General features: G+C 40.5%; 26 protein-coding genes. 11 read left to right on the top strand and 15 right to left on the bottom strand.

Features of this window, described 5'->3' with window-relative positions; all coding sequences use genetic code 11:
• Positions 1 to 535 precede the first annotated feature (535 nt).
• From crtW to RMX98_RS27625, 5 genes are all read left to right on the top strand, one after another.
• Positions 536 to 1,297: a beta-carotene ketolase CrtW gene (gene crtW, locus RMX98_RS27645; RefSeq protein WP_322676015.1), complete on the top strand. Its 762-nt coding sequence runs from the start codon at positions 536 to 538 to the stop codon at positions 1,295 to 1,297.
• Positions 1,298 to 1,512: 215 nt separating this feature from the next.
• The gene (cofG, locus tag RMX98_RS27640; protein WP_322676016.1) at positions 1,513 to 2,493 is read left to right on the top strand and encodes a 7,8-didemethyl-8-hydroxy-5-deazariboflavin synthase subunit CofG; all 981 of its coding nucleotides are present in this window, start codon (positions 1,513 to 1,515) and stop codon (positions 2,491 to 2,493) included.
• Positions 2,494 to 2,796: 303 nt separating this feature from the next.
• Entirely contained in the window at positions 2,797 to 4,038 is a 1,242-nt protein-coding gene (locus tag RMX98_RS27635; protein ID WP_322676017.1) for a DNA cytosine methyltransferase, read from the top strand.
• The gene (locus RMX98_RS27630; protein WP_322676018.1) at positions 4,011 to 4,478 is read left to right on the top strand and encodes a Bpu10I family restriction endonuclease; all 468 of its coding nucleotides are present in this window, start codon (positions 4,011 to 4,013) and stop codon (positions 4,476 to 4,478) included. Before RMX98_RS27635 ends, RMX98_RS27630 begins: the two co-directional genes overlap by 28 nt.
• Positions 4,479 to 4,672: 194 nt before the next feature.
• Positions 4,673 to 4,990, top strand: coding sequence for a Bpu10I family restriction endonuclease (locus RMX98_RS27625; RefSeq protein ID WP_409881707.1), 318 nt, complete (start codon positions 4,673 to 4,675; stop codon positions 4,988 to 4,990).
• Between the two features lie 139 nt (positions 4,991 to 5,129).
• Here the strand turns inward: RMX98_RS27625 and RMX98_RS27620 are convergent, their stop codons facing one another.
• Together RMX98_RS27620 and RMX98_RS27615 are read right to left on the bottom strand one after the other, a co-directional pair.
• Complete coding sequence (locus RMX98_RS27620) at positions 5,130 to 6,371, bottom strand: serine/threonine-protein kinase (protein ID WP_322676044.1); 1,242 nt, start codon at positions 6,369 to 6,371, stop codon at positions 5,130 to 5,132.
• A gap of 595 nt (positions 6,372 to 6,966) precedes the next feature.
• Positions 6,967 to 7,797: a Uma2 family endonuclease gene (locus tag RMX98_RS27615; protein WP_322676019.1), complete on the bottom strand. Its 831-nt coding sequence runs from the start codon at positions 7,795 to 7,797 to the stop codon at positions 6,967 to 6,969.
• Between the two features lie 559 nt (positions 7,798 to 8,356).
• Between RMX98_RS27615 and RMX98_RS27610 the strand changes: the two genes are divergently transcribed.
• Positions 8,357 to 8,821, top strand: a complete 465-nt coding sequence (locus tag RMX98_RS27610) for a hypothetical protein (RefSeq protein ID WP_322676020.1) — start codon at positions 8,357 to 8,359, stop codon at positions 8,819 to 8,821.
• A 344-nt stretch (positions 8,822 to 9,165) separates the two neighbouring features.
• Here the strand turns inward: RMX98_RS27610 and RMX98_RS27605 are convergent, their stop codons facing one another.
• The 4 genes from RMX98_RS27605 to RMX98_RS27590 form a co-directional block, all read right to left on the bottom strand.
• Positions 9,166 to 9,615, bottom strand: a complete 450-nt coding sequence (locus RMX98_RS27605) for an HNH endonuclease signature motif containing protein (protein WP_322676021.1) — start codon at positions 9,613 to 9,615, stop codon at positions 9,166 to 9,168.
• The gene (locus RMX98_RS27600; RefSeq protein ID WP_322676022.1) at positions 9,608 to 9,847 is read right to left on the bottom strand and encodes a hypothetical protein; all 240 of its coding nucleotides are present in this window, start codon (positions 9,845 to 9,847) and stop codon (positions 9,608 to 9,610) included. The genes RMX98_RS27605 and RMX98_RS27600 overlap by 8 nt, the downstream gene beginning before the upstream one ends.
• 140 nt (positions 9,848 to 9,987) lie before the next feature.
• Positions 9,988 to 10,245: a DUF433 domain-containing protein gene (locus tag RMX98_RS27595; protein ID WP_322676023.1), complete on the bottom strand. Its 258-nt coding sequence runs from the start codon at positions 10,243 to 10,245 to the stop codon at positions 9,988 to 9,990.
• A 220-nt stretch (positions 10,246 to 10,465) separates the two neighbouring features.
• Positions 10,466 to 10,678, bottom strand: a complete 213-nt coding sequence (locus RMX98_RS27590) for a WD40 repeat domain-containing protein (protein ID WP_409881710.1) — start codon at positions 10,676 to 10,678, stop codon at positions 10,466 to 10,468.
• Positions 10,679 to 10,708: 30 nt separating this feature from the next.
• Here RMX98_RS27590 and RMX98_RS27585 point away from each other — a divergent pair, with 30 nt between their 5' ends.
• Positions 10,709 to 10,897, top strand: a complete 189-nt coding sequence (locus RMX98_RS27585) for a hypothetical protein (protein WP_322676024.1) — start codon at positions 10,709 to 10,711, stop codon at positions 10,895 to 10,897.
• Between the two features lie 66 nt (positions 10,898 to 10,963).
• On the opposite strand, the gene RMX98_RS27580 is transcribed toward RMX98_RS27585, so the two are convergent.
• From RMX98_RS27580 to radA, 3 genes are all read right to left on the bottom strand, one after another.
• Entirely contained in the window at positions 10,964 to 11,239 is a 276-nt protein-coding gene (locus tag RMX98_RS27580; RefSeq protein ID WP_322676025.1) for a hypothetical protein, read from the bottom strand.
• A gap of 260 nt (positions 11,240 to 11,499) precedes the next feature.
• Positions 11,500 to 12,228 (bottom strand): Uma2 family endonuclease, encoded by a 729-nt coding sequence (locus tag RMX98_RS27575; protein WP_322676046.1) that lies wholly within the window; start codon positions 12,226 to 12,228, stop codon positions 11,500 to 11,502.
• Between the two features lie 224 nt (positions 12,229 to 12,452).
• On the bottom strand, positions 12,453 to 13,979 hold the full coding sequence (gene radA / locus RMX98_RS27570) for a DNA repair protein RadA (RefSeq protein WP_322676026.1): 1,527 nt from the start codon (positions 13,977 to 13,979) through the stop codon (positions 12,453 to 12,455).
• A 169-nt stretch (positions 13,980 to 14,148) separates the two neighbouring features.
• On the opposite strand from radA, the gene rpaB reads away from it, so the two are divergent.
• Both rpaB and RMX98_RS27560 read left to right on the top strand, forming a co-directional pair.
• Entirely contained in the window at positions 14,149 to 14,877 is a 729-nt protein-coding gene (rpaB, locus tag RMX98_RS27565; protein WP_012412029.1) for a response regulator transcription factor RpaB, read from the top strand.
• 276 nt (positions 14,878 to 15,153) lie between these two features.
• A complete protein-coding gene (locus RMX98_RS27560) occupies positions 15,154 to 15,795 on the top strand; it encodes a cofactor assembly of complex C subunit B (protein WP_322676027.1) in 642 nt (213 codons plus the stop codon).
• A gap of 124 nt (positions 15,796 to 15,919) precedes the next feature.
• Here the strand turns inward: RMX98_RS27560 and RMX98_RS27555 are convergent, their stop codons facing one another.
• A complete protein-coding gene (locus tag RMX98_RS27555; RefSeq protein WP_322676028.1) occupies positions 15,920 to 16,834 on the bottom strand; it encodes a M48 family metallopeptidase in 915 nt (304 codons plus the stop codon).
• 155 nt (positions 16,835 to 16,989) lie between these two features.
• Between RMX98_RS27555 and RMX98_RS27550 the strand changes: the two genes are divergently transcribed.
• Positions 16,990 to 17,508 carry a DUF456 domain-containing protein gene (locus RMX98_RS27550; RefSeq protein WP_322676029.1) on the top strand — a complete coding sequence of 173 codons (519 nt, stop codon included), beginning with the start codon at positions 16,990 to 16,992 and terminating at the stop codon, positions 17,506 to 17,508.
• A 679-nt stretch (positions 17,509 to 18,187) separates the two neighbouring features.
• Entirely contained in the window at positions 18,188 to 18,895 is a 708-nt protein-coding gene (locus RMX98_RS27545) for a PEP-CTERM sorting domain-containing protein (protein ID WP_322676030.1), read from the top strand.
• A 230-nt stretch (positions 18,896 to 19,125) separates the two neighbouring features.
• Here RMX98_RS27545 and nblB read toward each other — a convergent pair whose 3' ends face one another.
• The 5 genes from nblB to RMX98_RS27520 all read right to left on the bottom strand — a co-directional run bounded on the left by nblB (position 19,126) and on the right by RMX98_RS27520 (position 23,045).
• On the bottom strand, positions 19,126 to 19,791 hold the full coding sequence (gene nblB / locus RMX98_RS27540) for a phycobilisome degradation protein NblB (protein WP_322676031.1): 666 nt from the start codon (positions 19,789 to 19,791) through the stop codon (positions 19,126 to 19,128).
• A 66-nt stretch (positions 19,792 to 19,857) separates the two neighbouring features.
• Positions 19,858 to 20,322 (bottom strand): CBS domain-containing protein, encoded by a 465-nt coding sequence (locus RMX98_RS27535; RefSeq protein ID WP_322676032.1) that lies wholly within the window; start codon positions 20,320 to 20,322, stop codon positions 19,858 to 19,860.
• Positions 20,323 to 20,627: 305 nt separating this feature from the next.
• Positions 20,628 to 21,044 carry an 8-oxo-dGTP diphosphatase MutT gene (gene mutT, locus RMX98_RS27530; RefSeq protein WP_322676033.1) on the bottom strand — a complete coding sequence of 139 codons (417 nt, stop codon included), beginning with the start codon at positions 21,042 to 21,044 and terminating at the stop codon, positions 20,628 to 20,630.
• A gap of 458 nt (positions 21,045 to 21,502) precedes the next feature.
• A complete protein-coding gene (locus RMX98_RS27525) occupies positions 21,503 to 21,847 on the bottom strand; it encodes a DUF760 domain-containing protein (protein WP_322676034.1) in 345 nt (114 codons plus the stop codon).
• 241 nt (positions 21,848 to 22,088) lie between these two features.
• Positions 22,089 to 23,045, bottom strand: coding sequence for an RNA polymerase sigma factor, RpoD/SigA family (locus RMX98_RS27520; RefSeq protein ID WP_322676035.1), 957 nt, complete (start codon positions 23,043 to 23,045; stop codon positions 22,089 to 22,091).
• Positions 23,046 to 23,283 lie beyond the last annotated feature (238 nt).

Below are 23,283 nucleotides of genomic sequence, written 5' to 3'. Positions count from 1 at the left end.
TCCTTGAAATCTCATTCTTTAGAGTTGCTTCTACTTTGAAACTAGAGACAGATAGCGTCAGATAGAGAAGTTAAGTAATATAAATAATGTAATTAGCTTCTTAAGTTAACTTAATAATGGCACTTTATCTTAGTGATAAAACTGAAATAGCATACAATGGCAAAAACCGCAATGCTGCTGAACTCGTGGTGACTCCTCAGCCTGAACTTTAGAGCGATCGCTTGGCTATAATTGGTTTTCTAGCTTACCTACTTTGGGATCTTAATGGTTATAACATCGGGAATTTAAAGTTATAGTATATACTCACTCATGCTAAGTGTATTTACTAGCCATTAAACCTTCTAACCAAAAACAGTTTTTAGAATAGTAGTTGCTTGTGTAATACTATTTAAAGTATCTTAATATTTATACATATTTTTGGGCATTGGCATTGTCCAGGGTAAAAGATTGCTCACTAACAGATTTTATTGGTTAGTTTTTTTTGTCATAACTATATTTTTGGAATCTTCATCTGAATGCTAGGCGGAGTAAAAGCGTGATCCAGTTAGAACAACCACCCAGTCATCAAACAAAACCGACTCCAGCAGTGAGAAGTAAATCTCAGTTTAAGGGACTTTTGATTGCTATTGTCATTGTTAGCCTATGGGTGATTAGCGTGAGTTTATTACTTTCTCTTGATATCTCCAAGCTAAAATTTGGGATATTATTGCCTCTTATATTATGGCAAACATTTTTATATACGGGATTATTTATTACATCTCATGATGCTATGCATGGGGTAGTATTTCCCCAGAACCCCAAGATTAATCATTTAATTGGAACATTGACCCTATCCCTTTATGGTCTTTTACCCTATCAAAAATTATTGCAAAAACATTGGGTACATCACCACAATCCAGCAAGTCAAATAGACCCAGATTTTCATAATGGTAAACACAAAAATTTCTTTGGTTGGTATTTTCATTTTATGAAGGGTTACTGGAGTTGGGGACAAGTTATTGCTCTAACTTTTATATATCACTTTGCTAATCACATTTTTCATATACCCCATGCTAATCTAATAATCTTTTGGGTGATTCCCTCGCTTTTAAGTTCATTCCAATTATTTTATTTTGGTACTTTTCTACCCCATAGCGAACCCATAGGAGGTTATATTCAGCCTCATTGTTCCCAAACAATTAGCCGTCCAGTTTGGTGGTCATTTATCACGTGTTATCATTTTGGCTATCACGAGGAACATCACGAGTATCCTCATGTTGCTTGGTGGCAGTTACCAGAAATTTACAAAGCAAAATAGTTCTTGTTTATTTACAGCAGAATTCAGAATGGGCTAAACCTTAGCTATCCGCTAACAGGAGTCAGAATTCAGAAGTAAAACAGGCTTTATATCTGCCTTTGGGACTTAGTTTGTGTACTTCACTAACTTGAAATCTGCTGTAAATATTATGGCAACAAAAGTCACACGGTAATGTATATAGTTTGAGCAAGGCATTTTTTTAGATGATCCTGCTTATGCCAATTAATGATTCTCATCTTGTCACCTATAGCCCTGCTTATACAATAGTTCCCACTTACGAGTGCTTTAATCGGTGTAGTTACTGCAACTTTCGCAGTGAACCGGGTAAAAGCCCCTGGATGAGTCTTTCAGATGCAGCCAGTATTTTAAAACCACTTCAAAGCAAAAAAGTCTGTGAAATCCTTATACTTAGCGGTGAAGTACATCCCCATTCGCCAAAGCGTCAGGCATGGTTTAGGCGGATTTATGATTTGTGTGAATTAGCGCTTTCAATGGGATTTTTACCACACACAAACGCGGGGCCGCTAAGTTTTGAGGAAATGCAAAAGCTCAAGTGTGTGAATGTTTCAATGGGGCTAATGTTGGAACAGTTAACGCCAAAATTATTAAATAGTGTACATCGGCACGCACCAAGTAAATTACCAGAAGTTCGTTTACAACAATTGCAATGGGCGGGAGAGTTGCAGATTCCCTTTACAACTGGGTTGCTGTTGGGAATTGGGGAAACTATAGATGATTGGTGGGAAACGTTAACAGCCATATCTCAACTACATCAACGTTATCACCATATTCAAGAAGTTATCCTCCAACCTCATAGTCCTGGACATCAGCAAACTTTTGATGCACCACCTTTTGACCCTCATCATTTACCAGAAGTAATTGCTAAAGCACGTCAGATTTTACCGCCAGATATTACGATTCAAATTCCGCCGAATTTAGTTAAAGATGACCAATGGTTACTCGCTTGTATCGAAGCTGGTGCGAGAGACTTGGGGGGAATTGGGCCAAAAGATGAAGTGAATCCCGATTATCCTCATGTTCAGGAACAGACATTAAGAGAAATTTTACAGCCTGCGGGGTGGGAATTGATGCCGCGATCGCCAGTTTATCCGCAATTTGATAGCTGGTTGTCGACAGAATTGCAAAAACTGGTGAAACGCTGGCGCAAGGCTCTAACCCCAATTTCTCTTTTGTAAGAACAGGGAAGTAAAGCTTTTCTCATCTCGTAGTATTTTTTTTGGCTGATAAGTATTGAGCAGTAAACCAAAACAGGACTTACGCAAAATACCTCTCAAACTCTTATTCCTCCGTGTTCTCTGTGCCTCTGTGGTTCGATTTTCCGTTACCTGTGCGTAAGTCCTACAAAAAAGTTTTTCTCGAAGAGCGATTGGCAATCCGATCAATCAGAATAACTGTGTAGCAGGTTGACAAAGAGCAACAAGGGTATCATCCTAGAGTGTTGAGAAGGTAAACCAGATGAATAACTACATTAAGAGTCTATGCTAACAGCACAACCTATCACTATTGATTTGTTTGCTGGGGCTGGCGGCTTTGGTTTAGGTTTCGAGATGGCAGGTTTCTCTGTTCCTTTATCCGTTGAGATTGATGCCTGGGCTTGTGATACACTGCGCCATAACCGCCCTAAGATGACAGTTATTCAACAGGATATCCGTGATTTAAACACTGCAAGTAGCGTTAAGGATATCTGTCACTTCAAGCCGGATATTGTTATTGGTGGGCCTCCATGTCAAGGTTTTAGTATTGCCGGGCCAGCACAAAAAGACCCTAAAGACCCTAGAAATAGTCTATTCATTAGCTTTGCTCAGTGGATATGTTTTATCGAACCTCAAGCTTTTGTAATGGAGAATGTTAAAGGTTTACTTTCGCGCCAAAATATTGAAGGTAGAAAAGTAACAGATATTATTAAAGAAACTTTTGAAAATCTAGGATATTTTGTAGAAATGTGGTCATTAAATGCTGCTGAATATGGTGTACCACAAATTAGGGAACGTATTTTTATTGTTGGAAATAAAACAGGCAAAGAATTAGGTATTCCTCCAAAAACACACTCCTTAGATTTATTGCATATCAATAGCTCTCAATTATCAATACTTGCCTGTATGGATTTACTTCCTGCCATAAGCTTGTGGGATGCTATATCAGACTTACCACCACTGAATGCACGTGAAGGTGAAGAGGAACAACCCTATATTTCAGAACCTCTCAATAACTATCAAAGCTGGATTAGGAATGGTAGTCAAACACTTTACAATCATGTTGCAATGGATCATTCCCAGAGACTTATAGAACGCTTCAAACATATTAAATGGGGTGAATCAAGTTCAGACGCACCAAAGGAACATGGGGCTAGACGGCGTAGTGGAAATGGTGAGTTATCTCAGATAAGTTATGACCAAAATAACCGACGTTTAAATCCATATAAACCATCACATACAATAGCCGCTTCATTTTACGCTAATTTTCTTCATCCTTTCCAGCATCGCAATTTGACAGCCCGTGAAGGCGCACGTGTTCAATCTTTTCCTGACACTTATCGTTTTTTAGGGAAAAAGACTGTTGTATCTCACAAGTTATTACATCGAGAAGAGAGATTCGACGAGAAATTTCTTTGCCAGTACAATCAGGTAGGTAATGCTGTACCACCTATTCTAGCTAAAGCGATCGCACTTCATCTTCAAGAGAAATTAGAGCTATGCCCAAAAGCGATAGGAACCCTTTAGTTCACGGCTCTAATCTTGAACAAAAGGAGAATCACCGCACAAAATATAGAGATGTTAATAGTAAAAAATATCTCACTGAAATTAGAACTGAGTATGATAAGTGGCGTTCTGCTAATCTCGAATTAGTTGGGCCGACATCAACACCTACTGCTCAAGATGACGCAATTATTGCTACTAGGGTAGAACTTCTATCAAAATATAAGGATTTTTTAGATCAGCAGCACTATGCTGAAAAGTTTGATTCTCGATCGAACCTTCACTCTAGCGTGTTAGAGGAATTTCTCTATTATCTGTTTAAAGATTTAGTAAGAGACTTTGGAGAAAATGCTCTCATCGGCAAATCACATACGTTCAAAGATATTTTCTTTGTGCCGCCAAAATACTCTCAGATGCTTAAGCGACGTATGCACGTATTGAAAAGAAAGATCATGACTTTGTAATTGGAGCCACTATTCAAGTATCATTTGAAGCAGCAATCCCACCGGAGAAAGATGAAAATCCTGGTGAAATACTTCCACTTATTAAAGAGGAACCGGAAAACTACTCTGAAGTTACAGTTACAGGAAACACAGAAACGCACATTTTCGATATTCCAGTTGTTGTAATTGAATGTAAAACATATCTCGATAAAACTATGCTCGAAGGTTCATCACGAGCAGCACAGGACTTAAAGGCGAGAAATCCGAATAGTTTATATGTTGTACTTATGGAGTGGATCAAGCTGACCAGCGATGTCAATCTTCGCAAGTACAAGGTTGACCAAATTTACGTACTACGTCAGCAAAAAAACACTGACCGAGAGTTTCGGTATGAAGAAAAATATGTTAAAAATTCAATTAATCCAGTTGTAGTTCAACATCTAGTCTATAAAGTCCGGAAGCATCTGAAAATGGATTGGACTGGCGGAATTGAACACGGCATAGAGCGTGGGTGGCTAATTGACGAAGAGTAGCTACCGACCTTAGTATCTGAAAAAACTGTATTTAGACCCCGCCAAAAGCCTTGATACTTTTACTAGCTATCTTGAATTAAACCCACAGAATTAGTTAAAAAATTAAAAATTATGCCTAAATCCGTGGCCATCTAAATGTCTATGAAAATATACTTTTTTTGAATTCAAAAGCTGCTTGAAAGTTAGGAATTTCCCTAGCTAAGAGTTCAATAAATTGCTCAGGTGAAATATAAGGATTTTGAGCTAATATTTCTTCTATAATCAGATTTGCCATTGGGCCAATATGGTAAGCTAACTCTTGCTGACAATGTTTGATAAATGCTGGTTGGAGTGAAGATTGTTGTTGTTCACTTCGTCCAGTATGTGGAGTAGTAGGTGAACTAAAAATTGGTTCTTCAGGTTGGTTATATGACTGCGATATGGCCGACATAGCCTGAAATTCAGGGTTAAATAGCGTGGCAGGCAAATCATCAAGCATGATTGCAGGAGAAATTGCCACTTCTGGTTCTTCAATACGCTGTAAATCTGTAAGAACTTCTCTAGCTGTTTGATATCGCTTATTAGGTCTATCTGCCAACATACAATCAAGTACTTGAGCGAACTCATCACTAACATAAGTGTAATGATGCCAGTTCCATTCTAAGGAGTATTGATCCATCAGTAAGGATGGATCTCTACCTGTGAGTAGTACAATAGCGGTTACACCTAATGCATAAAGGTCACTAGAGGGGGAACATAAACCCAAGCTAATCTGTTCGCGGGGAGCATATCCCACTTTGCCTACTAGGGACATTTTGCCAACAAATGTTACCTGCTGGTTTGAACTTCTCCCTTCATTCATATCAGCAATTTGCTTGCCCACACCGAAATCAATCAGCACTGGCAAATCCTTGCCATCAGGTAACATGATGTTGTCAGGAGAAATATCTCGATGAATAATATTGTGCTGGTGGACATATTCCAAAACAGGCAGCAGATTCTTTAGCCACTGTATAACTTCGTCTTCAGAGAAATTTCTTCCTTGACGTTGAAGTTCTCCTAGTAGTCTAGAATATGTTTTACCGTCAACATACTCTTGTACTAGGAATAGCCGACCATCTCCTTCAAAGCAAGCCAAAAACTTGGGAATTTGAGGATGTTGCAATTGATGAAGAATTTTTGCCTCTCTTTTAAACAAGTTGCGATATTGTTCCAGTCCACTTTCCCCTGTGCCAATGGGTGCAAATTCTTTGAGAACACAAGCTTCATTAAACCGGCGAGTGTCAAAGGCCAAGTAAGTGCGTCCCAATCCTCCTTGTCCTAGAAGTTTTTGGATAATATAGCGGTTATCGATTAGAGTTCCAGCAGCTATTTCTGGCCTTGTCATAGGGGACTGTGACATCATCATCGCACTCCTCGCGATTTTATTGTTGATAAATTATCTAGTTTGCTGAAAGTCAGAAACTCTAGCAGATAAAGGCTGATAACATCCTTCAGATTGAGGTTAGCACCACTGTCGAGCCAAGGAAATACACTTTTCTACAATTTTCTAATGGTCTTACGTTACCAAATAGACAATTTTTAGCTGGGTAGTTTGATCATACTACTCATACTTAAGTATTTTAGCCGCCGCAACATAATCAGTGTCTGCGGTGATATCTGCGAATATCGCTTTTTGGATTCGCTACTGAACTTTATCTTACCCCTAATAACCCAACTGGCACTGAGCTTGGCAACAGTAAGGATATAGCGTGACATCATGGTTTTCAGAAAAAATGAAGTTGCTATAGACTTGCTGAAAAAAATATTATATGTATTTCAAGTGCTAAATATGCGATCGCTCTCAAAAATTAATCTTTTTGAGAGCTAACTGAGAGCTAACTGAGAGCTAATATCATTATCAGATAGCTGCTTCGGCATCGGCTATCAAAATTTTTAGCGGAGGTAATTTCTTAAAAGCATAAAATTATACTGTGTATCAGAAAAGACTAGTGAAACTACAATAATTCATCTAGTTCATCAGGATTCACGCCCAACTGACGCAAACGTTCTGCTAATTGTTCTGCTTTTCGTTTAGCTTGAGCAGTTTCTTGTTTAGCTTGAGCAGCTTCTTGTTCAGCAATCATAGCTCGTTCAGTTGCAGCAGCAGCTTCCTCTGTGGGTGCGGGAATTAATTCTCCCGCCAAAGTGAACCACCTTAACCACAATTTTTCAATATCTCGAAATGAACCTTGCCATAAGCCTAAACTTAAATCTATCTCTGGCATTAATAAGTATCCATTAGTCAAGTTCATCGGTTCATAATGACCACCAACTAAGTGAAAAGCCTGTAGTTCATTAGTGTAGCGACTAAAAACAACATAGTAAGGAATCCGTAAAATTCGCTCATAAACTTCCCACTTGCTAGGAGGTTTATCTGCTGCACTTTCCTTTCTGCCTAAATCTTCGTCTTCCGTACCTGGAGATAATAACTCAACAACCACGAAGGGATTTGCTGGTTCTTGCCAAGTTACATAACTTAACCGTAAATCTTGCCCTTTGTATAACTTTTCTACACCTACTACACCAAACCAATCTGGGCGCTTATACCACAAAGGATGCTGTAAATCATAGTAGAGATTAAGGTCAGCCGCACTGTAAACTAATTCTGAATTCCAGTTAATGGGCTGAAAAGTTAAGTATAAAAGTAAGGGTTGTAAAAAGTGAAAATCGTCTGGCAAGCCTGGTTCCTCTGGGTTATCACTTGGTAAATCATACATCGTTGGTAGCGTTTCCCAAGGAGGAAGCGGCGGGTCAGATTGAGGGATGTAATGGGGAGAAGAAGTCATATTAACAATTCAAAATTCAAAATTCAAAATTCAAAATTAAAGGCTAAATATTACAGCTTCCAAAAGGGAATAGGGAATAGGTAACAAAAGCGAATAGATGTGTACTGAGTTTTTTCACGCAATCAAATAGGATTCCTATAGAAGTAGTAATGTTATTCCACAACTAGCTGCAAAGTGTTCGCACACCGCTTTGCTAACGCCAAATTTTGAGATTACCTTTGCTACTATTATCTCTAAATGTTCGGCTTCCTTGGGTCAAATGCCACTGGACTCTAATCGTGAAATTTGCTCAAGGTTGGTAATTAGCGAGACAATACTTGTCGGTTAAGGGGGAAAGGGAAAGGGGAAAAGGGAAATAAAAAACCTTTAACCCAAACCCAGTAACCTTTTCCCCAAACCAAATTCTGAGTTGAAAATGCAAAACCCGAGTAGTATTGATTAGCGAGATATCACTTATTGAAAGGTATAAAAATTTTTTCTTAATTGCTTATAAATAACTATTACTGCCTAAAGAACTTGGGGAATACTGAAATTTAGTACCATTAAAGGTGTATGAAAAATGGCAGATAATAAAGTCAGTGCAAAACTTTCCTCCGCAGACAGGGAAGCCGTGATGCAAGCTATTACTACTATCCGCGAAAAGTTACCGTTCTTGATTGATTTGACAACCGAGGAACGTAAAGCTTTACCCAAGTTGGGGGATAAGAGTCGGGCGTTTGTGAGTAAGGCGTTGGAAATCGGCACACAAAACCCTGACTTCTTACCTCGTTCTTTTGACTTGAATGAAATGCGCCAGGATATCGAATTATTTGAAGCCCTGTATCCCATTTTGCTGTCGTTGACGCAACTGCAAGGACTGGTGGATGATACATCTGTGGCTGTTGGTAGCGAAGCTTATGCGGCGGGTTTGATGGTATATAACTATGCCAAAGTTAGTGGTAAAGGCGCGGGTTTAGAGTCAATGGTTGATGATTTAGGGCGGAGATTTGCCCGGAAAGCTAAAAAAGTGCAACCACAAAGTTGATAAGTCGAGAAATTAACTCGACGCTTCTAGATAAAAACATAAAACTTTTTGCTCTGAGCTTGGGTGTTTTTGTTTAAAGTGAGACACTCCGAGTTCAGAGCATTAATATTTTAGTTTGAAGTGAGAACGTTTTCGTTGGAAACGAGAACATTGTGGTTTGAAGTGAGAATGTTTTGGGTTGAAACGAGAACATTGTGGTTTGAAGTGAGAAAGTTCTGGTTTAAAAGGAGAACATTTCGGTTTGAAGTGAGAAGATTTTCGTTTGAAGTTAAAATTTTTGCGTTTAGAACTAAACAGTAGTAGATTCAAGAGCAATACGCTTTAGTTAAAGAGAATTATAGCGACTAGCTTTTTTGGGGATCATCACTAGGAGGATGCAGCCCGGCTTGAAACCAAAAAGCCCGCGCACTCCGAATTGAGTCATCTTCTGGATAGCGTTCATCGTTAATATCAAGTCGCTTGCAGGTTGCTCTACCAGTGGGTGTAATTCCGATAATTGTCCCACCATCTGCTGACCAGAGAAAATGCTCTGACCAAATTTGTTGACGAGGATTAAAGAGGGGTACTATTACTTGAGTTTCTGAGTCATATCCGGCGACAAAGTTGTAGCGGCGTTCGTTACAACGACGACAAGCCAAGGCTAAATTATTAATTTCATCACCACCACCAATAGATTTTGGTATCAAATGGTCTACTGTAAATCTGGTTGTAGAAATGCGTTCTGGAGAATGGCAATACTCGCACAAATAATTTGCGCGTTTTCGGACAATTTCTTTAGTAGCATCATCAATCATCTTTTTGAGCTACTAACATTGCATTGATATGGGTGAAAATTCTATCTAGTTCGCCAATTTCTTCAAGTTCGATAACTTCTTCTGGAGTTAGTAAATCAGCTTTTTTGCGTTCTAACAGTTCTTCCATACGTGCTTGCAGTTCATCATTAAATTTGAATAGGTGAAACCGCTCCAACTTTTCTATTCTGATACTGCCAATCAAGGATGAAGGTCTAGCAATTACGGTTGTCATAGTTAGAGCGATATAATTTACAGATATGTGCTTTTATTTTAGTGGTTTAATAGCTTGCTTCGTAGGAAGTTAGGCTACGATGTCCTAACTGGCGCAGTTCTCTGACTATATCCATTGGAAAATTCTCATTAGAGTAAAGCTTAACCATCATCATTACCAGTGAACGTGATGATTGCTCGGTCTAATTGTTCGCGGTGCTGTTCATAATAAATCCAGGCAGCTTTTAGATCGTCATGGGTTAGGGTAGGGTAGTTTCGCAGTAACTCTTCCTCATTTGCTCCCTGTTGGCGAAAAGCCACCAGCGTCCACACAGGGATGCGCGTGTTGCGAATGCGTGGCTGTCCCCCACATACACCGACTGTCACTTGAATTGGTTGGCTGGTTAGTCGCTGTTGCAAAAAAATGCGTTCTTCTGGGGTGAGGGATTCAATTATCTGTACAAGTTAATCGACCAATCGCGTGTTCATGGACTACTTTATTTCCGCCGATAACCCAAGGATATCAAAGCTAATTGAGTAGCGATCGCATCGCACCCAAGCTGGTAATTACTGAAGTATCACTTAATTGATGGTGGTTGGCAGTTGAGATTTTCAGAGTAAAACCCAACAAAACCCACGACTAGCTACGTCGCCAAATCTTGATATTTCCCCTATCATCTCCCGCAGCCAGCCAATTTCCATCGGGGCTAAAGGCGATGGAATGAACCTGGGCAAAATGACTGAGGGTGCAAATTTCTTTTCCTGTTGCGACCTCCCACAATTTGATAGTTTTGTCATAACTACCACTAGCTAGCATTCGACCATCATTACTAAAAGCTACGGAATTAACAATAAACTTTATCTGTTTAAAATTACAGATGAAATGTCAGATCGGATGCAAGAACTTGTCGATCAAAAAACTGCTGATTCTCAAACACCAGAAGAAGCGGCTGAACTGGAAGCAATTGGAGAATTAGCGATAATTGTTAGCTACATCAATGGCATGATTGCTAATGAAGCACAAAAATCTAACGAAACAGGGAACCAGGAAGAAGGATTGGACAGGAACTAATCAGAATTCAGAATTCAGAATTCAGAAAATGTAGAGACGTTGCAATGCAACGTCTCTACATTTGGGTTATTGGATCAGAATTTGCCGGATTAAAATACTCATTACTTCATGTGGGTTGCCAGTTGGTACTAGCGGACTCCAATCTCCTACGCTGGCGTAGCCAATTACCTGCAAATGATGAATGGTACTGGTAACGGTTTCAAGAGAACCTATCAATATATGCTTGATAGGTTTTCTTTTGGGAAGTGGGCTTTGAGTAGATTTTTTGACAGTAGGTGTATCTAAATATTCACCTAAGAACTGCTCTAACTTTGACTGGGCGGAATCTTTTTCTTGTGCCATGATTGTATTTATCTCCTGATAAGGGCGATCGCATTCATCTTTTGCGGGATTGGGCGATCGCCTTTATCATGGCTTTAGTTTAATGTATAAAATTATACTTGTTAACCACGAATTCAAAAATTTCTATCAATAATTCCGAAATTTTAATGTCAATAAATTAGGTCTAATTCGAGTTATTTAAGATTTTATTGCTATAAAAAAATGCTAGATTTAGCAAATTTTTAACTAAACCTAGCAATCCTAAATTATTTACAAGAAGTCTAATCTTCTGGTTTAATTCCTGCCGCTCGCAATTGTGCTGCTAGTCGTTCGGCGCGTTGTCGTTCTTGTTCGGCGCGTTGGCGTTCCTGTTGGGCTAACTCAGAACCCCAAGGTAAAAGGTTTCCTTGTTCATCCCACCACCGTAACCAATTTCCTGGGCGATTTTCACGAGTACCTTGCCACACCCCAAGGTAAAGATTCATTTCTGCTATCCAGTAGCGTTGATTTTCATCAGGCTCTTGCAAAATGTATTGTTCTGCGTTCTGCAAGCGATACATCTCAAAACTGCCGCTGTCTGGCTCAAAAATAATGTAGTTTGGTACTTTTAAGATGCGCTCGTAGAAAAACCATTTTCCTGGGGGATATGTCGCTTTGATAGAATATTCTGTTTCCTGTGTATCGGAAACAAATTCCATCACAATTACGGGAATGTCACCCTGTAATTGAGGTGTGTAACTGCGTATTACTTCTTCTCTACTAACACTAATTTTGGCAATGAAAGCCCAATCAGGAGCTTTAATGACCATTTTGTTGTTTAGAGTGGCACAAATGCCGTAATTAGTTGTTGTTAGGGCGTTAGCTGAAATTTTTCCGGCTAATTGTAGGCTTTCTGTAAGTGCAGCAGCTAAGGCTGGTTGGTTGATGTTATCCACTGGATCGTCGGGGAGTTTGTAATCATCGGGTAGTTTTTCCCAAGTGATTTGGTAGTCTTGAGTGAGGGTTGTCATGGTGGATTGTCCTTTAGAATTGGGCATTGGGCATGGGGCATGGGGCATGGGGCATTGGGCATTTGTCATTTGTCATTTGTCATTGGAAAAGAGGAGGGAGGAGGCAGAAGTTCTAAAATGTTTGAATTTTGAATTTTGAATTTTGAATTTTGAATTTTGAATTGATTTCTCCCCTGCTCCCTGCTCCCTCATCTCCCCAGTCCCCAGTCCCCAGTACCCAGTAGTTACTCATCTTCATCGGGTTCTAAATCGTCGGCTGTCAATTCTTGATGCGGGATGGCGGCGATAATCGCATCTATTACTTTGGCAACGGGTAAAATCTCGATATCAAGATCGGGGAATTTTTGTCCTTTAGGGACGATCGCTCTTTTAAATCCCAACTTAGCAGCTTCTTTTAACCGTAGTTCCATTTGGGAAACCGATCGCACTTGTCCACCTAGCCCAACTTCACCGATTAATACTGTGCCGGGATCGACGATGCGATCGCGGAAACTAGCTACAATTGCGATCGCAATTCCTAAATCTACTGCTGGTTCTTCCACATTCAACCCACCCGCAGAAGCAACGTAAGAATCTAACTTTGACATGGGAATTCCCACCCGTTTTTCTAAGACGGCAAGAATTTGCACCAAGCGGTTGTAGTCTACGCCAGTTCCAGCACGACGGGGTGAGGGATAGCTGGTGGGACTCACCAAAGCTTGCAATTCCACAACAATCGGGCGAGTGCCTTCGCAAGCAACGACAATGGCTGTACCTGGTGCGGGATCATCACGGTTGCCTAAAAATAGCTCTGAGGGATTGGAGACTTCTCGCAATCCATCTGTCACCATTTCAAAGATGCCGATTTCGTGAGTTGCGCCGAAGCGGTTTTTGACTGTCCGTAATAACCGATGAGAAGCAAAGCGATCGCCTTCAAAATACAACACCGTATCGACTAAATGCTCTAAAACTTTTGGCCCGGCGATCGCTCCTTCTTTGGTAACGTGTCCCACAATCAGCATGGTGACATCTTCGTGCTTCGCCACCTTCATTAAGGCTGCGGTACATTCCCGTACCTGAGCTACCGAACCAGGGGCAGAAGTCAGCGCTGGAAAAAACACCGTTTGGATACTATCAATCACCGCCACATTTGGCTTGAGAGAGTCTATTTCTCGTAAAATTTCTTCTAAATCTGTTTCTGGCAGTACATATAAATCTGCACCTATACTGTCAGGGTCTATGGGTAGTGTAGGATCTAACACTACTTCAATATTCTCTTCATTGACCACACTGAGGGGTTTTGATACTCCCAAACGGGAAGCTCGTAATTTTACCTGCTGTCCCGATTCTTCACCCGTTACGTAAAGGATGCGATATTTCTGTGCTAATTGATTTGATACTTGCAACAATAAAGTCGATTTACCAATACCTGGATCGCCACCAATCAGCACCATAGAACCAGGAACAACCCCGCCCCCAAGCACCCGATCTAATTCTCCATAACCAGACTCCCAACGGGCGATTTGGCGATCGGTAATTTGGTTAAATGTTAAGGAAGCTCGCGCTTTAGCTGGTTTAGCGTGAGATTTGCCATTAGTTTGAGTTGATTGCCAACCACTCACTCCTCCCCGACTGGGTACATCTACTGAGGATTGAATCGAAATTTGTTCTTCTAGAGAGTTGTAAGTGCCGCAAGCTGGACACTTACCAAACCATTGGGGCGATTCTGCTCCACATTCATTACAAACAAAAAAGGTTTTTGGCTTTGCCATTCTTAAATCTTATTAAATAATCTTAATATTTACTTAATTCTTGAAAAAACTAAAAACTAATAATAGTGGTATTTAGAGCTTTTTCCAAATCAATTCATGGAATGATATCTTAATATTATGGTATTAAAAATTAATCATGTAAATTTTTAGTCAAGGAGCCTAGAGAAACTTGGAAAGCCATAAAGAAAAAATCTTGGTGGTAGACGACGAAGCCAGCATTCGCCGGATTTTGGAAACACGCCTTTCCATGATTGGCTACGATGTAGTGACGGCTGGCGACGGCGAAGAAGCTTTGGAAACTTTTCGCAAAACTGAGCCTGACCTGGTAGTTTTAGATGTAATGATGCCAAAGCTAGATGGCTATGGTGTATGTCAAGAATTACGAAAAGAATCAGATGTCCCCATTATTATGCTAACAGCCTTGGGTGATGTTGCTGATCGCATCACCGGATTAGAACTGGGTGCTGATGACTATGTAGTTAAACCATTTTCTCCCAAGGAGCTAGAAGCGCGGATTCGCTCGGTGCTACGGCGGGTAGATAAAAACGGTGCTTCTGGCATTCCCAGTTCTGGGGTAATCCATGTCGCTAATATTAAAATCGATACGAATAAGCGACAAGTCTACAAAGGCGATGAGCGCATTCGATTGACAGGTATGGAGTTCAGCTTGTTAGAGTTGCTAGTCAGTCGCTCTGGAGAAGCTTTTTCTCGTTCGGAAATTTTGCAGGAAGTTTGGGGTTATACACCAGAACGTCATGTAGATACCCGCGTAGTAGATGTGCATATATCACGTTTGCGGGCAAAATTAGAAGATGATCCTAGCAACCCAGAATTGATTCTCACCGCGCGAGGTACTGGTTATCTTTTCCAACGGATTATTGAACCAGGGGAAGAGTGAGGAGATGAGGCAGGGGAGTAGGGGAGCAGCACTTCGGCTACGCTCAGTGACCGAGGGGCAGGGGGGCAGGGAGCAGGGGGCAGGTAGCAGAGGAAGAAGAACTATTAATTATTATCTAATGCCCAATTCTCACTTGCCCTGAGCGTATCGCTAAAGCGAAAGCTCCCCTAACGCGTAGCGTCTTCAAGAGTTGCCGTACCCCTCAGGGGAAGCAAGCTACGCGTAGGTCTCGCAGAGAAGGCATGCCCAATGCCCAATTCCCAATTCCCAATTCCTATGACTAAACCTGATCCTAATCGAGTTTTGCGGCGTCTACCCATTGTCGTGGGTGGGGTAGGCGCTGTGCTTTTACTGATTAACCGTTTATTGACACCGGAGTTAACCCAGTCTCAATCGCGTGGTGATGTGGTGGGCGTAATTTTGAGCGCGGTGTTAATTTTGACGGGTTTAATTTGGCAGCAAGTTCAACCGCGATCGCCTGATACTGTAGAACTAATTGGAGAAGAAGGTTTTGTACTCGCCTCAGATTTACCTGAAACCGTAAAAACAGAGCTAGCCTGGGCATCTCATTTATTGTTGACTAACACAGTAACGCGATCGCTTGTAGTTTTTTATGAAGGTAAAGTTTTGTTGCGTCGCGGTATTCTGGGTACTAAATCTGAAGTTGTACCAGGAGTAATCTTAAAACAGGTACTTGAAAAACAAAAACCGATTTATCTAGTTGCTCTCAAAATATATCCAGGTAGGCTTGAATTTGATTATTTACCCGAAAATACTCAAGGTGTAATTTGTCAACCTATTGGCAATCAAGGCGCGTTAATTTTGGGAGCGAATGCTCCTCGCAGTTACACCAAACAAGATGAAAACTGGATTGCAGGAATTGCTGATAAATTAGCCGTTACTCTTGGCTCGATTTGATCCAATCAAGTAACCTAACCTAGAATTGAGCTGATCGTCTGTCAGAATAACTCGTAATTTGTAATTATTAACTCAAATTAACTTACTCCTATCTATAGTTAATTACGAATTACGAATTATTAACTTACCAAGAAGTCAAAAAATTCCACCCTTCTTTTTCCTCTGATGTCTTTTCTTCTTTTTCTTCTGCTTCTTCCGGTGTCTTTAAATTTGTCTGTTGAATTAAATTATCATAAGCTCCTGAATCAACCCATTTTAATAGCTCTCCAGCCCGCATAACTACCCAAGAAAGCCCGGACTCTGTATAGCTTAATATTTTGGTGACTTTATCCACACTATCAAAGTTATTGGATGCAAACTCACGAGCTTGGACTAGGAAATCTTCAATTACAGCAGTAGTCAAATATTCATCTGGTAAACCCGCGAGTTTCATCAGTGTAGTAGTTGCGACATCAATATCCTGACAAGCCAGTAAACCAGCCCGATCGGCAGTGAACCTAGCCATCATTCGCCAATTATACAAACCTAGTTCCATTCCACCAGCTACCAAGCCACCGACTCCTAATGTAGTACTGCTCAACAAATTTTTCAAAGTTGGCATAACAATTGCCATTTGGTGATACACCATGTGCTGACTCTTGATGCGAGCGACTTCGTGTCCGAAAATGTAAAGCAACTCATCTGCGTCAAGCCACTCCATTGCATCTAAATTGATACTGACAAGGGGTTTTTCCACGCCAACAATATAGGTTTGAATGTGACCTGTGCCTCGAAATAGATACAATTCAGGAAGTGGAGCAACATCAAGAATTTGGCAGGTTTCTACAAATGCTTGATGTAATTCGGGAAAATTACGGGGCGAAATTCTGATTTCACTACCAAGGCTTTGCAGTCTGAGTAAGCGATCAATGCCGTATTCGTTAACTTTTTTGAGTAGCAAGGAGACACCGGGCATATTTTGCAAAGAAGCCAAGGCTTTGCGATCAAAGGGGTGTTCGTAAGCTTCAGAGCTTAGTCCAGTTAATATTTTTCTCGTCATCGGTTTTGAGCTTTTAAATAGCAGTTTAGAAACATTAGGCAAACTTACACCACAGTGTACTAGGTACTTTTCGCTATTTTACCCAGATAGAATATACAGTAGGGGCGCACAGATGTGCGTCCTTATGAGAAAATTTGGAAATTTACAATTAATCTATGCAAATTATTTATTGGCTATTAGTTGCCGTAATGGTTGTGGGTATTATTGGTGCTGTAGTTCCAGCCATTCCTGGTAGCAGCTTAATTTTAATTGCAATTATCGTTTGGGGAATCGTTAGTAGTTCCTTTGCAGCTATCAAGATTCCCTTAATTGTGACAATTATAGTTTTACTGCTCAGTGTCGGAGTAGATTTTTTAGCTAGCTATGTGGGAGCAAAACAAGCAGGAGCTAGCAAGTGGGGACAAATTGGTGCAATTGTCGGCTTGGTGGTGGGATTTTTGGGATTATTGCCAACGTTACCTTTTGGGGGGCCACTATTAGGAATTTTGCTAGGCCCGCTTTTGGGAGCAATTATTGGTGAATACCTTTACCGACGTGAATTTGGGTTGGCGGTTAAAGCAGGTATAGGAATTGTAGTCGGATCTTTGGTTGGAAATTTGATTCAAGGGTTGTTAGCGATCGCAGCAGTTGTAGTTTTCGTTGTGACAACTTGGCCACAGGTATTTGGTAGTTAATATTTGAAAAGTTTGACAGATTTTAGAACTCCTCTCATAACTAGCATTTAGCTATACAAGTGTTCAATTTGATCGCAAAAACTATCCGTAGGAAATAAATACAACGGTTAATACTTTTCGGATAAGCCTAACAATCTCTCTTTTGGTCTGGGTAAAGGTTAAAGGGTAAGGGGGAAAGGTGAATTAAAACCTTTCCCTTTCCCCTTTCCCCCAAAACCCGAAAAGTATTGATACAACGGTTTCCTCCATTTACTCTACGAGAGGAACCGTTTTAATCAAAATTAGTAACTAGAGAGATGATAGATACACTGCATACTCCATTTTTCTAAAAAATGGCTGAGTAATATTAAGTATTAACAGCTACTTTTATATTTATCATACCTAACTACCCTTTTTTACAGTCAGAGCTATTGCGAACAATTTAAACTTTATGCAATGAAAGATATACAAAGCGCAGATATGTAAGTAATAAAAATTTCATGAAGGATAGTAATGGATTGAAGATGTGATGAAGACCACTCAGTAATTATTGCAGGCTCTAAATCTATGTGATTTTATGGAGATAAGAAATATATCACGCAAATTTCGCTTTCACTGACAGTATTTTCCCCAAATTACTGAAATTAAAAGTAAAGCAGTTGCTCTGATTTAAAGTTATTATTAGGAGCCTCAAACGATAATGATTGGTTTTAAATGTAGATTACTAAATGCAACTTTAGCTTTTACTGCTGCAATCCCTTTAGCTACTGCTGGGTTGTTTACTTCTGCTGGATCTGCACAAGCTGCTGCACTTAGTGGTGAAATTCAATTTAACGGTGGCTTTACTGTTCCCTCTGGTAGTAGCCAAATCACATTTTCTCAAGATGCATTAACTTTTACTCCTCAGCCAATCACTCCAATTGCAATTGTTTCTTCAACAGGAACCTTTTCAGCGTTTAACTCAGGCAACATAGGTAACATCATCTCCTTTTCATCAAAAGTTGCAGAAAATCCCTTTATTGACTTTGGCTCTCTTACTTATCCTGGTTTTATTTTGCCTGGAGAAAATACTACTTCTCTAACAGATAAATTGAATACTTTTACTTTGACATCTTCTAGCTACAAGCTAAATCAAGACGGTCTTAACGTTGGTATAGGTGTTGCACTTTTTGGATATTTTACCAGTGCCACTGGAGAAATATCTAATGGAGGAGGAAACTTAACATTCCAAGTTAACAATGCGAGTGTTGCTAGCGTCAATTCAATTCTTTCTAAGGGTGGTTCAATTAGTAATTTAAGCTTTTCTGGTGGTACATTCGCCACTGTTCCCGAACCAGCTACTTTACTAGGCTTAGGAATAGTTGGTGCAGGAATGGCTATGTCTCGCCGCCGTAAAACTGTAGCTTAGTCAACCTTTCTTTAAGAGAAAGAATTGACTTTGAAGAACTGGAAATAATATTATGTCTGTTCAAAGAACTGTCATTGCAATCGTAGCAAACCAATCGCAAGCTCGTTGGGATTGAATCATTTCACTGTACATCATAGTAACTTAATTGTGTCTTCAACCTGTCTGGAATATAAAATTTTTCCAGGCAGGTTGAATTTTGTTTTTAATTAATTATCTGTCACATCCCAAATTTAGGCTGATTGCAAAAATTGTTTCGCTTCATTGGCGATCGCATCGACTTCATCATTAGCCAGAGTTTCTAATAGGGATTTGGCTTCTGGATTACTCAAACGAGCCAAGGCTTGTACAAGTCTGTAACGAATTTGCCAATCTGGATTACTAGCATAGGGAGCCAACAGAGGAACTGCTTGTACATCTCCCAAATCACCCAAAGAACTAATAGCAGCAGTTTGGACTAACTCGTTTTCTGATGAAAGTGCCTCTTTGAGTAGTTCAAAGGCTCGTGGATCGCCTAACTCTCCTAATGTCGCAATAATACTGAATTGGATTAACCATTCACCGGTTGTATGATAAAGTTGCTGCAAATCTTCAAAAGCTTCACGTAACTTCAGAGCGCCCAAACAGTCTGCTGCTGCTGCTTGTACATCTACTTCGGAGTCATGAAGCAAGCGATCGCGCAAAATATCCAAGGATAACTGTAAATCTTGCGTTCCAAGCGTATCCATTTGACTCACGGCTGAGTAACGGACACGAGAATTGCGATCGCCAATAGCACTTTGAATTAATTCAAAGCCAATCGTAGGTTCCAATTCGCGGATTTGATTTACTGCACGTAAGCGATCGCCTAAATCCTCAGAACTAAGCAACTGCTTAACAGACTCCGGAGTAATACTCATTTAGTTATCCTTGATTTTCAAATGTATAAAAAAGACAGACGCGATTAATCGCGTCTCTACTTTTGACTAATCTTGACTAGCAGCCATAGCCCGAATAATATCACCACGAGTGAGAATACCAATTACTTGACCCGTGCTATCAAGTACTGGTAGGCGGTGAACGCTGCGATCGTGCATGATTGTAGCTGCTTCTTTTAAAGTTTTATCAGGAGAAATCGCGATCGGGTTTTTACTCATCACCTCCCCAACGGTTTGCCCTAGAGCCTTGTGCAAATCACGTTCATAAGTAGCAGGATTTTTTAAATAGATAACACTATCAAGAAACATGATGTACGCAGGTGGAGTAACACCAGTTTCTTGCCACATCAAATCGGTTTCCGAGATAATGCCCACCAATTTACCGAGATCATCCACAACAGGTAGTCCACTGATGTGGCGTTCTGCGAGAATTTGGATAGCTTCGTTGAGTGGAGTTTCCTCCCGAACGACAATAGGATCGCGGCTCATCACATCGGCAACGGTTTTAGGCATTTATTTGCTGACACCTTAAATCAAAGTCCCTGCGCCTATTGTAGAAAATTGCGGGACTCAACCTAATGCAATTAATAGATTGTTACGGGTTTAGTCATTTGTCATTTGTCATTTGTCATTCGGCGTTAGGAGTGCTGAGTGCTGTTAGCGTCAGCGGGGCGTTGAGCCAGTGCTGAGTACTGAGTTAGGAGTTAAGAGTTAGGAGTTTTGTTTATCTCTTTGTCCCCTTGTCCCTTCATCTCTCTCATCTCCCCTGCCCCCTTGCCCCTCTGCTCCCCTGCTCCCCTGCTCCCTCTGCTTCTTTTCTAGCCCTCACTCCCTTTTAATGCACCAATAATTTGATTATTAGCTTTCGGAAAATTAAACTGCTCCAGTTCTGCCAAAGTTACCCAGCGAATTTCATCAGATTCCAAAGGTTGGGGAACACCTGTAAGATGGCGGCAGTGATGTACTATGAGGGTAACGCGCAAGTTTATATAGCTGTGGTCAATAGTAATAAGATGCTCTCCCACTTCAATCACTATTCCCAGTTCTTCGGAAATTTCCCGTCTAATACACTCTTGGATAGTTTCACCAGGCTCAATTTTACCACCAGGAAATTCCCATAAGCCACCCATCGCTCCTTCTGGACGACGGCGATCGATTAAAATTTGCTTTTGTTCATTCCAAATTACTGCAACACCAATGATTTTATGGGGTGGGAAAGAACTGGTTTCACTCATGGTTAATTGGGAAGATACTCTAAAACTGTTAACACTGGATGACGAGGAAACTAACTTCTAATAACAAAACTCGGCAGACTAGTTTTAACTCTGCCGAGTTTAGATTTATTGCAAAGATCGTCTACCGCTATTACTTTATTCACAAATGTGTATTAATCATTTAGCAATACGCCTCTAGTTGAACTAATTACCAAATTACAGGAGGTTTACAGATAAGCAAATCCAAAAACTTTGCGCTACTCTGCGCCAACCTCCGCGTTCCTTTGCGTTTAAATTTCAACCTTCAAATTTAAACCTTAATTCATCACTACTTTGGATATTTTAAAAAAACTTAGCTGATGCATGATTAAGAATTAGCGGCGAAGATTTCGCACAGACTTATTTTGAGTTAGTATCATCGTGACTGTGACTAGCTATCAGCCCAACAATATCGAATTTCCTACCTAAATTTTACATTTCTAGTCAATTTCGCTGTTGTTGGTTTCAGATCCTTGTAATGCAATTTCAAAATTCATTCTCTGTTCAGCGTTACGCAAGAAATAACCACTAATCATCGCAGAAGCCAGAAGCCGACCCAGATTTTCTCGATTTGTGGTTACAGTAACACCAAAGTGTTCTGAAGGTAAATTACCTAATAATCCTGTAATATTCCGTTCCATCACCTGAAAGACTTCGGCAGACGTGGGTTTGGATAGCTGGGTAACTGTCTCTGGACTCAAGGATTTAACGTACTGCCATAGTAAATCGCTAGTTTCTGATTCGCTATTAAAAAATTCTGAGACGCGATTGGATGGGTTACTCATTTTTTAGCTCCTTAACTACCACTATTGGCTGCGGTGCTTGTGATTTGAATATTAAATGCCTGTTTTGGATTTGACTTAGTTATTTTGTCTTCCTGTCAACTAATGTAACAGCCTATGTTAAGAGTGGAAGTAGGTGTAACCGTACAAAAGTCAGCGTATTTTCTCACCCTAATAAATAAAGTGAGGAGTGATGAGCTTTTAATTAACTCATCACTCCTAACTCTTAACTCCTAGCTTTCCCCTAACTTGCCAAATATTCATCCATATTGGCTTTAGACTTGCGAAGTTTAGTCAAAGCTTCCCGCTCAATTTGCCGAACTCGTTCTCGGCTGATGTTCAGTATTTCGCCAATTCTAGCTAGAGTCAGCGCTTGCCCATCAGTTAACCCAAAGCGCAGTGTAATCACTTCCCTCTGTTGTGGCGTGAGATCACCCATTAGGCGATCTAAGTCATAAGATAGGGAAGATTGCATGACAAACTCTTCAGGAGATGCTCCTGGATCTTCCAGCATTTCTCCAAGTTCAGTGTCGTAATTATCACCCAATCGCAAATCTAAGGAAAGAGGCAAACGCGCCTTTTCTAGATACTCTCGTACTTGTTTGGGTGTTAATTCTAATTCTTGAGCTAGCTCACCAGCTGTCGGAGCGCGTCCCAATTTTTGAGACAATTGACGCTGTGCTTTTTTAATCTTATTTAATTTTTCGGTTATATGAATAGGCAGCCGAATGGTGCGAGCTTTTTCGGCTATAGCACGAGTAATCGCTTGCCGAATCCACCAATAAGCATAAGTAGAAAATCTGTAACCTTTGGTGGGGTCAAACTTTTCTACGCCCCGTTGCATACCAATACTACCTTCTTGGATCAAATCCAGTAAATCGACGTTGCGCTTGATGTATTTTTTGGCAACGGACACTACCAGCCGCAAATTGGCTTCTACCATCTTGCGCTTGGCAATTTCGCCATCTGCGATCGCTTCGTTCAATTCTGCTGGTTCTAGGTTTGTCGTTTTGGCCCACTCTTCTAAAGTTGGTTGACGACCTAACTGGGTGGTAAGATTTTCTCTTGATTCGTGCAAAGCGCAGGAACGTTGCACCTGTTTACCATAGAAAATCTCTTCCTCGTGGGTTAAGAGTGGCACACGGCCAATCTCACGCAGGTAAGTCCGCACGAGGTCTGTGGCTGTCTGAGCGGTCTTCATGGCGCTACTCTTTGGTAATGATGGGGTTGGCGGTAGGGTCATTAAGGGATAGATGCTTTATTTATTAGGGTGCTACCCAGTCAGACTGGGAACCCATGCTATGGTTTGCAACTTACGCGCCCGATCAACTCGGCTGCTCATAATAATCAAATTTAGGCTTCTTAACTGCTAAAACTACAGTTATTTCCTACTTTGCACAAGTATCTACAGTTAGATAAAAGGTCGCTTTTTAAACATT

Source organism: Nostoc sp. DedQUE02 (genome assembly GCF_034531035.1).
GTDB lineage: Bacteria > Cyanobacteriota > Cyanobacteriia > Cyanobacteriales > Nostocaceae > Nostoc.
This window is presented reverse-complemented; position numbering and strand designations above follow the sequence as displayed.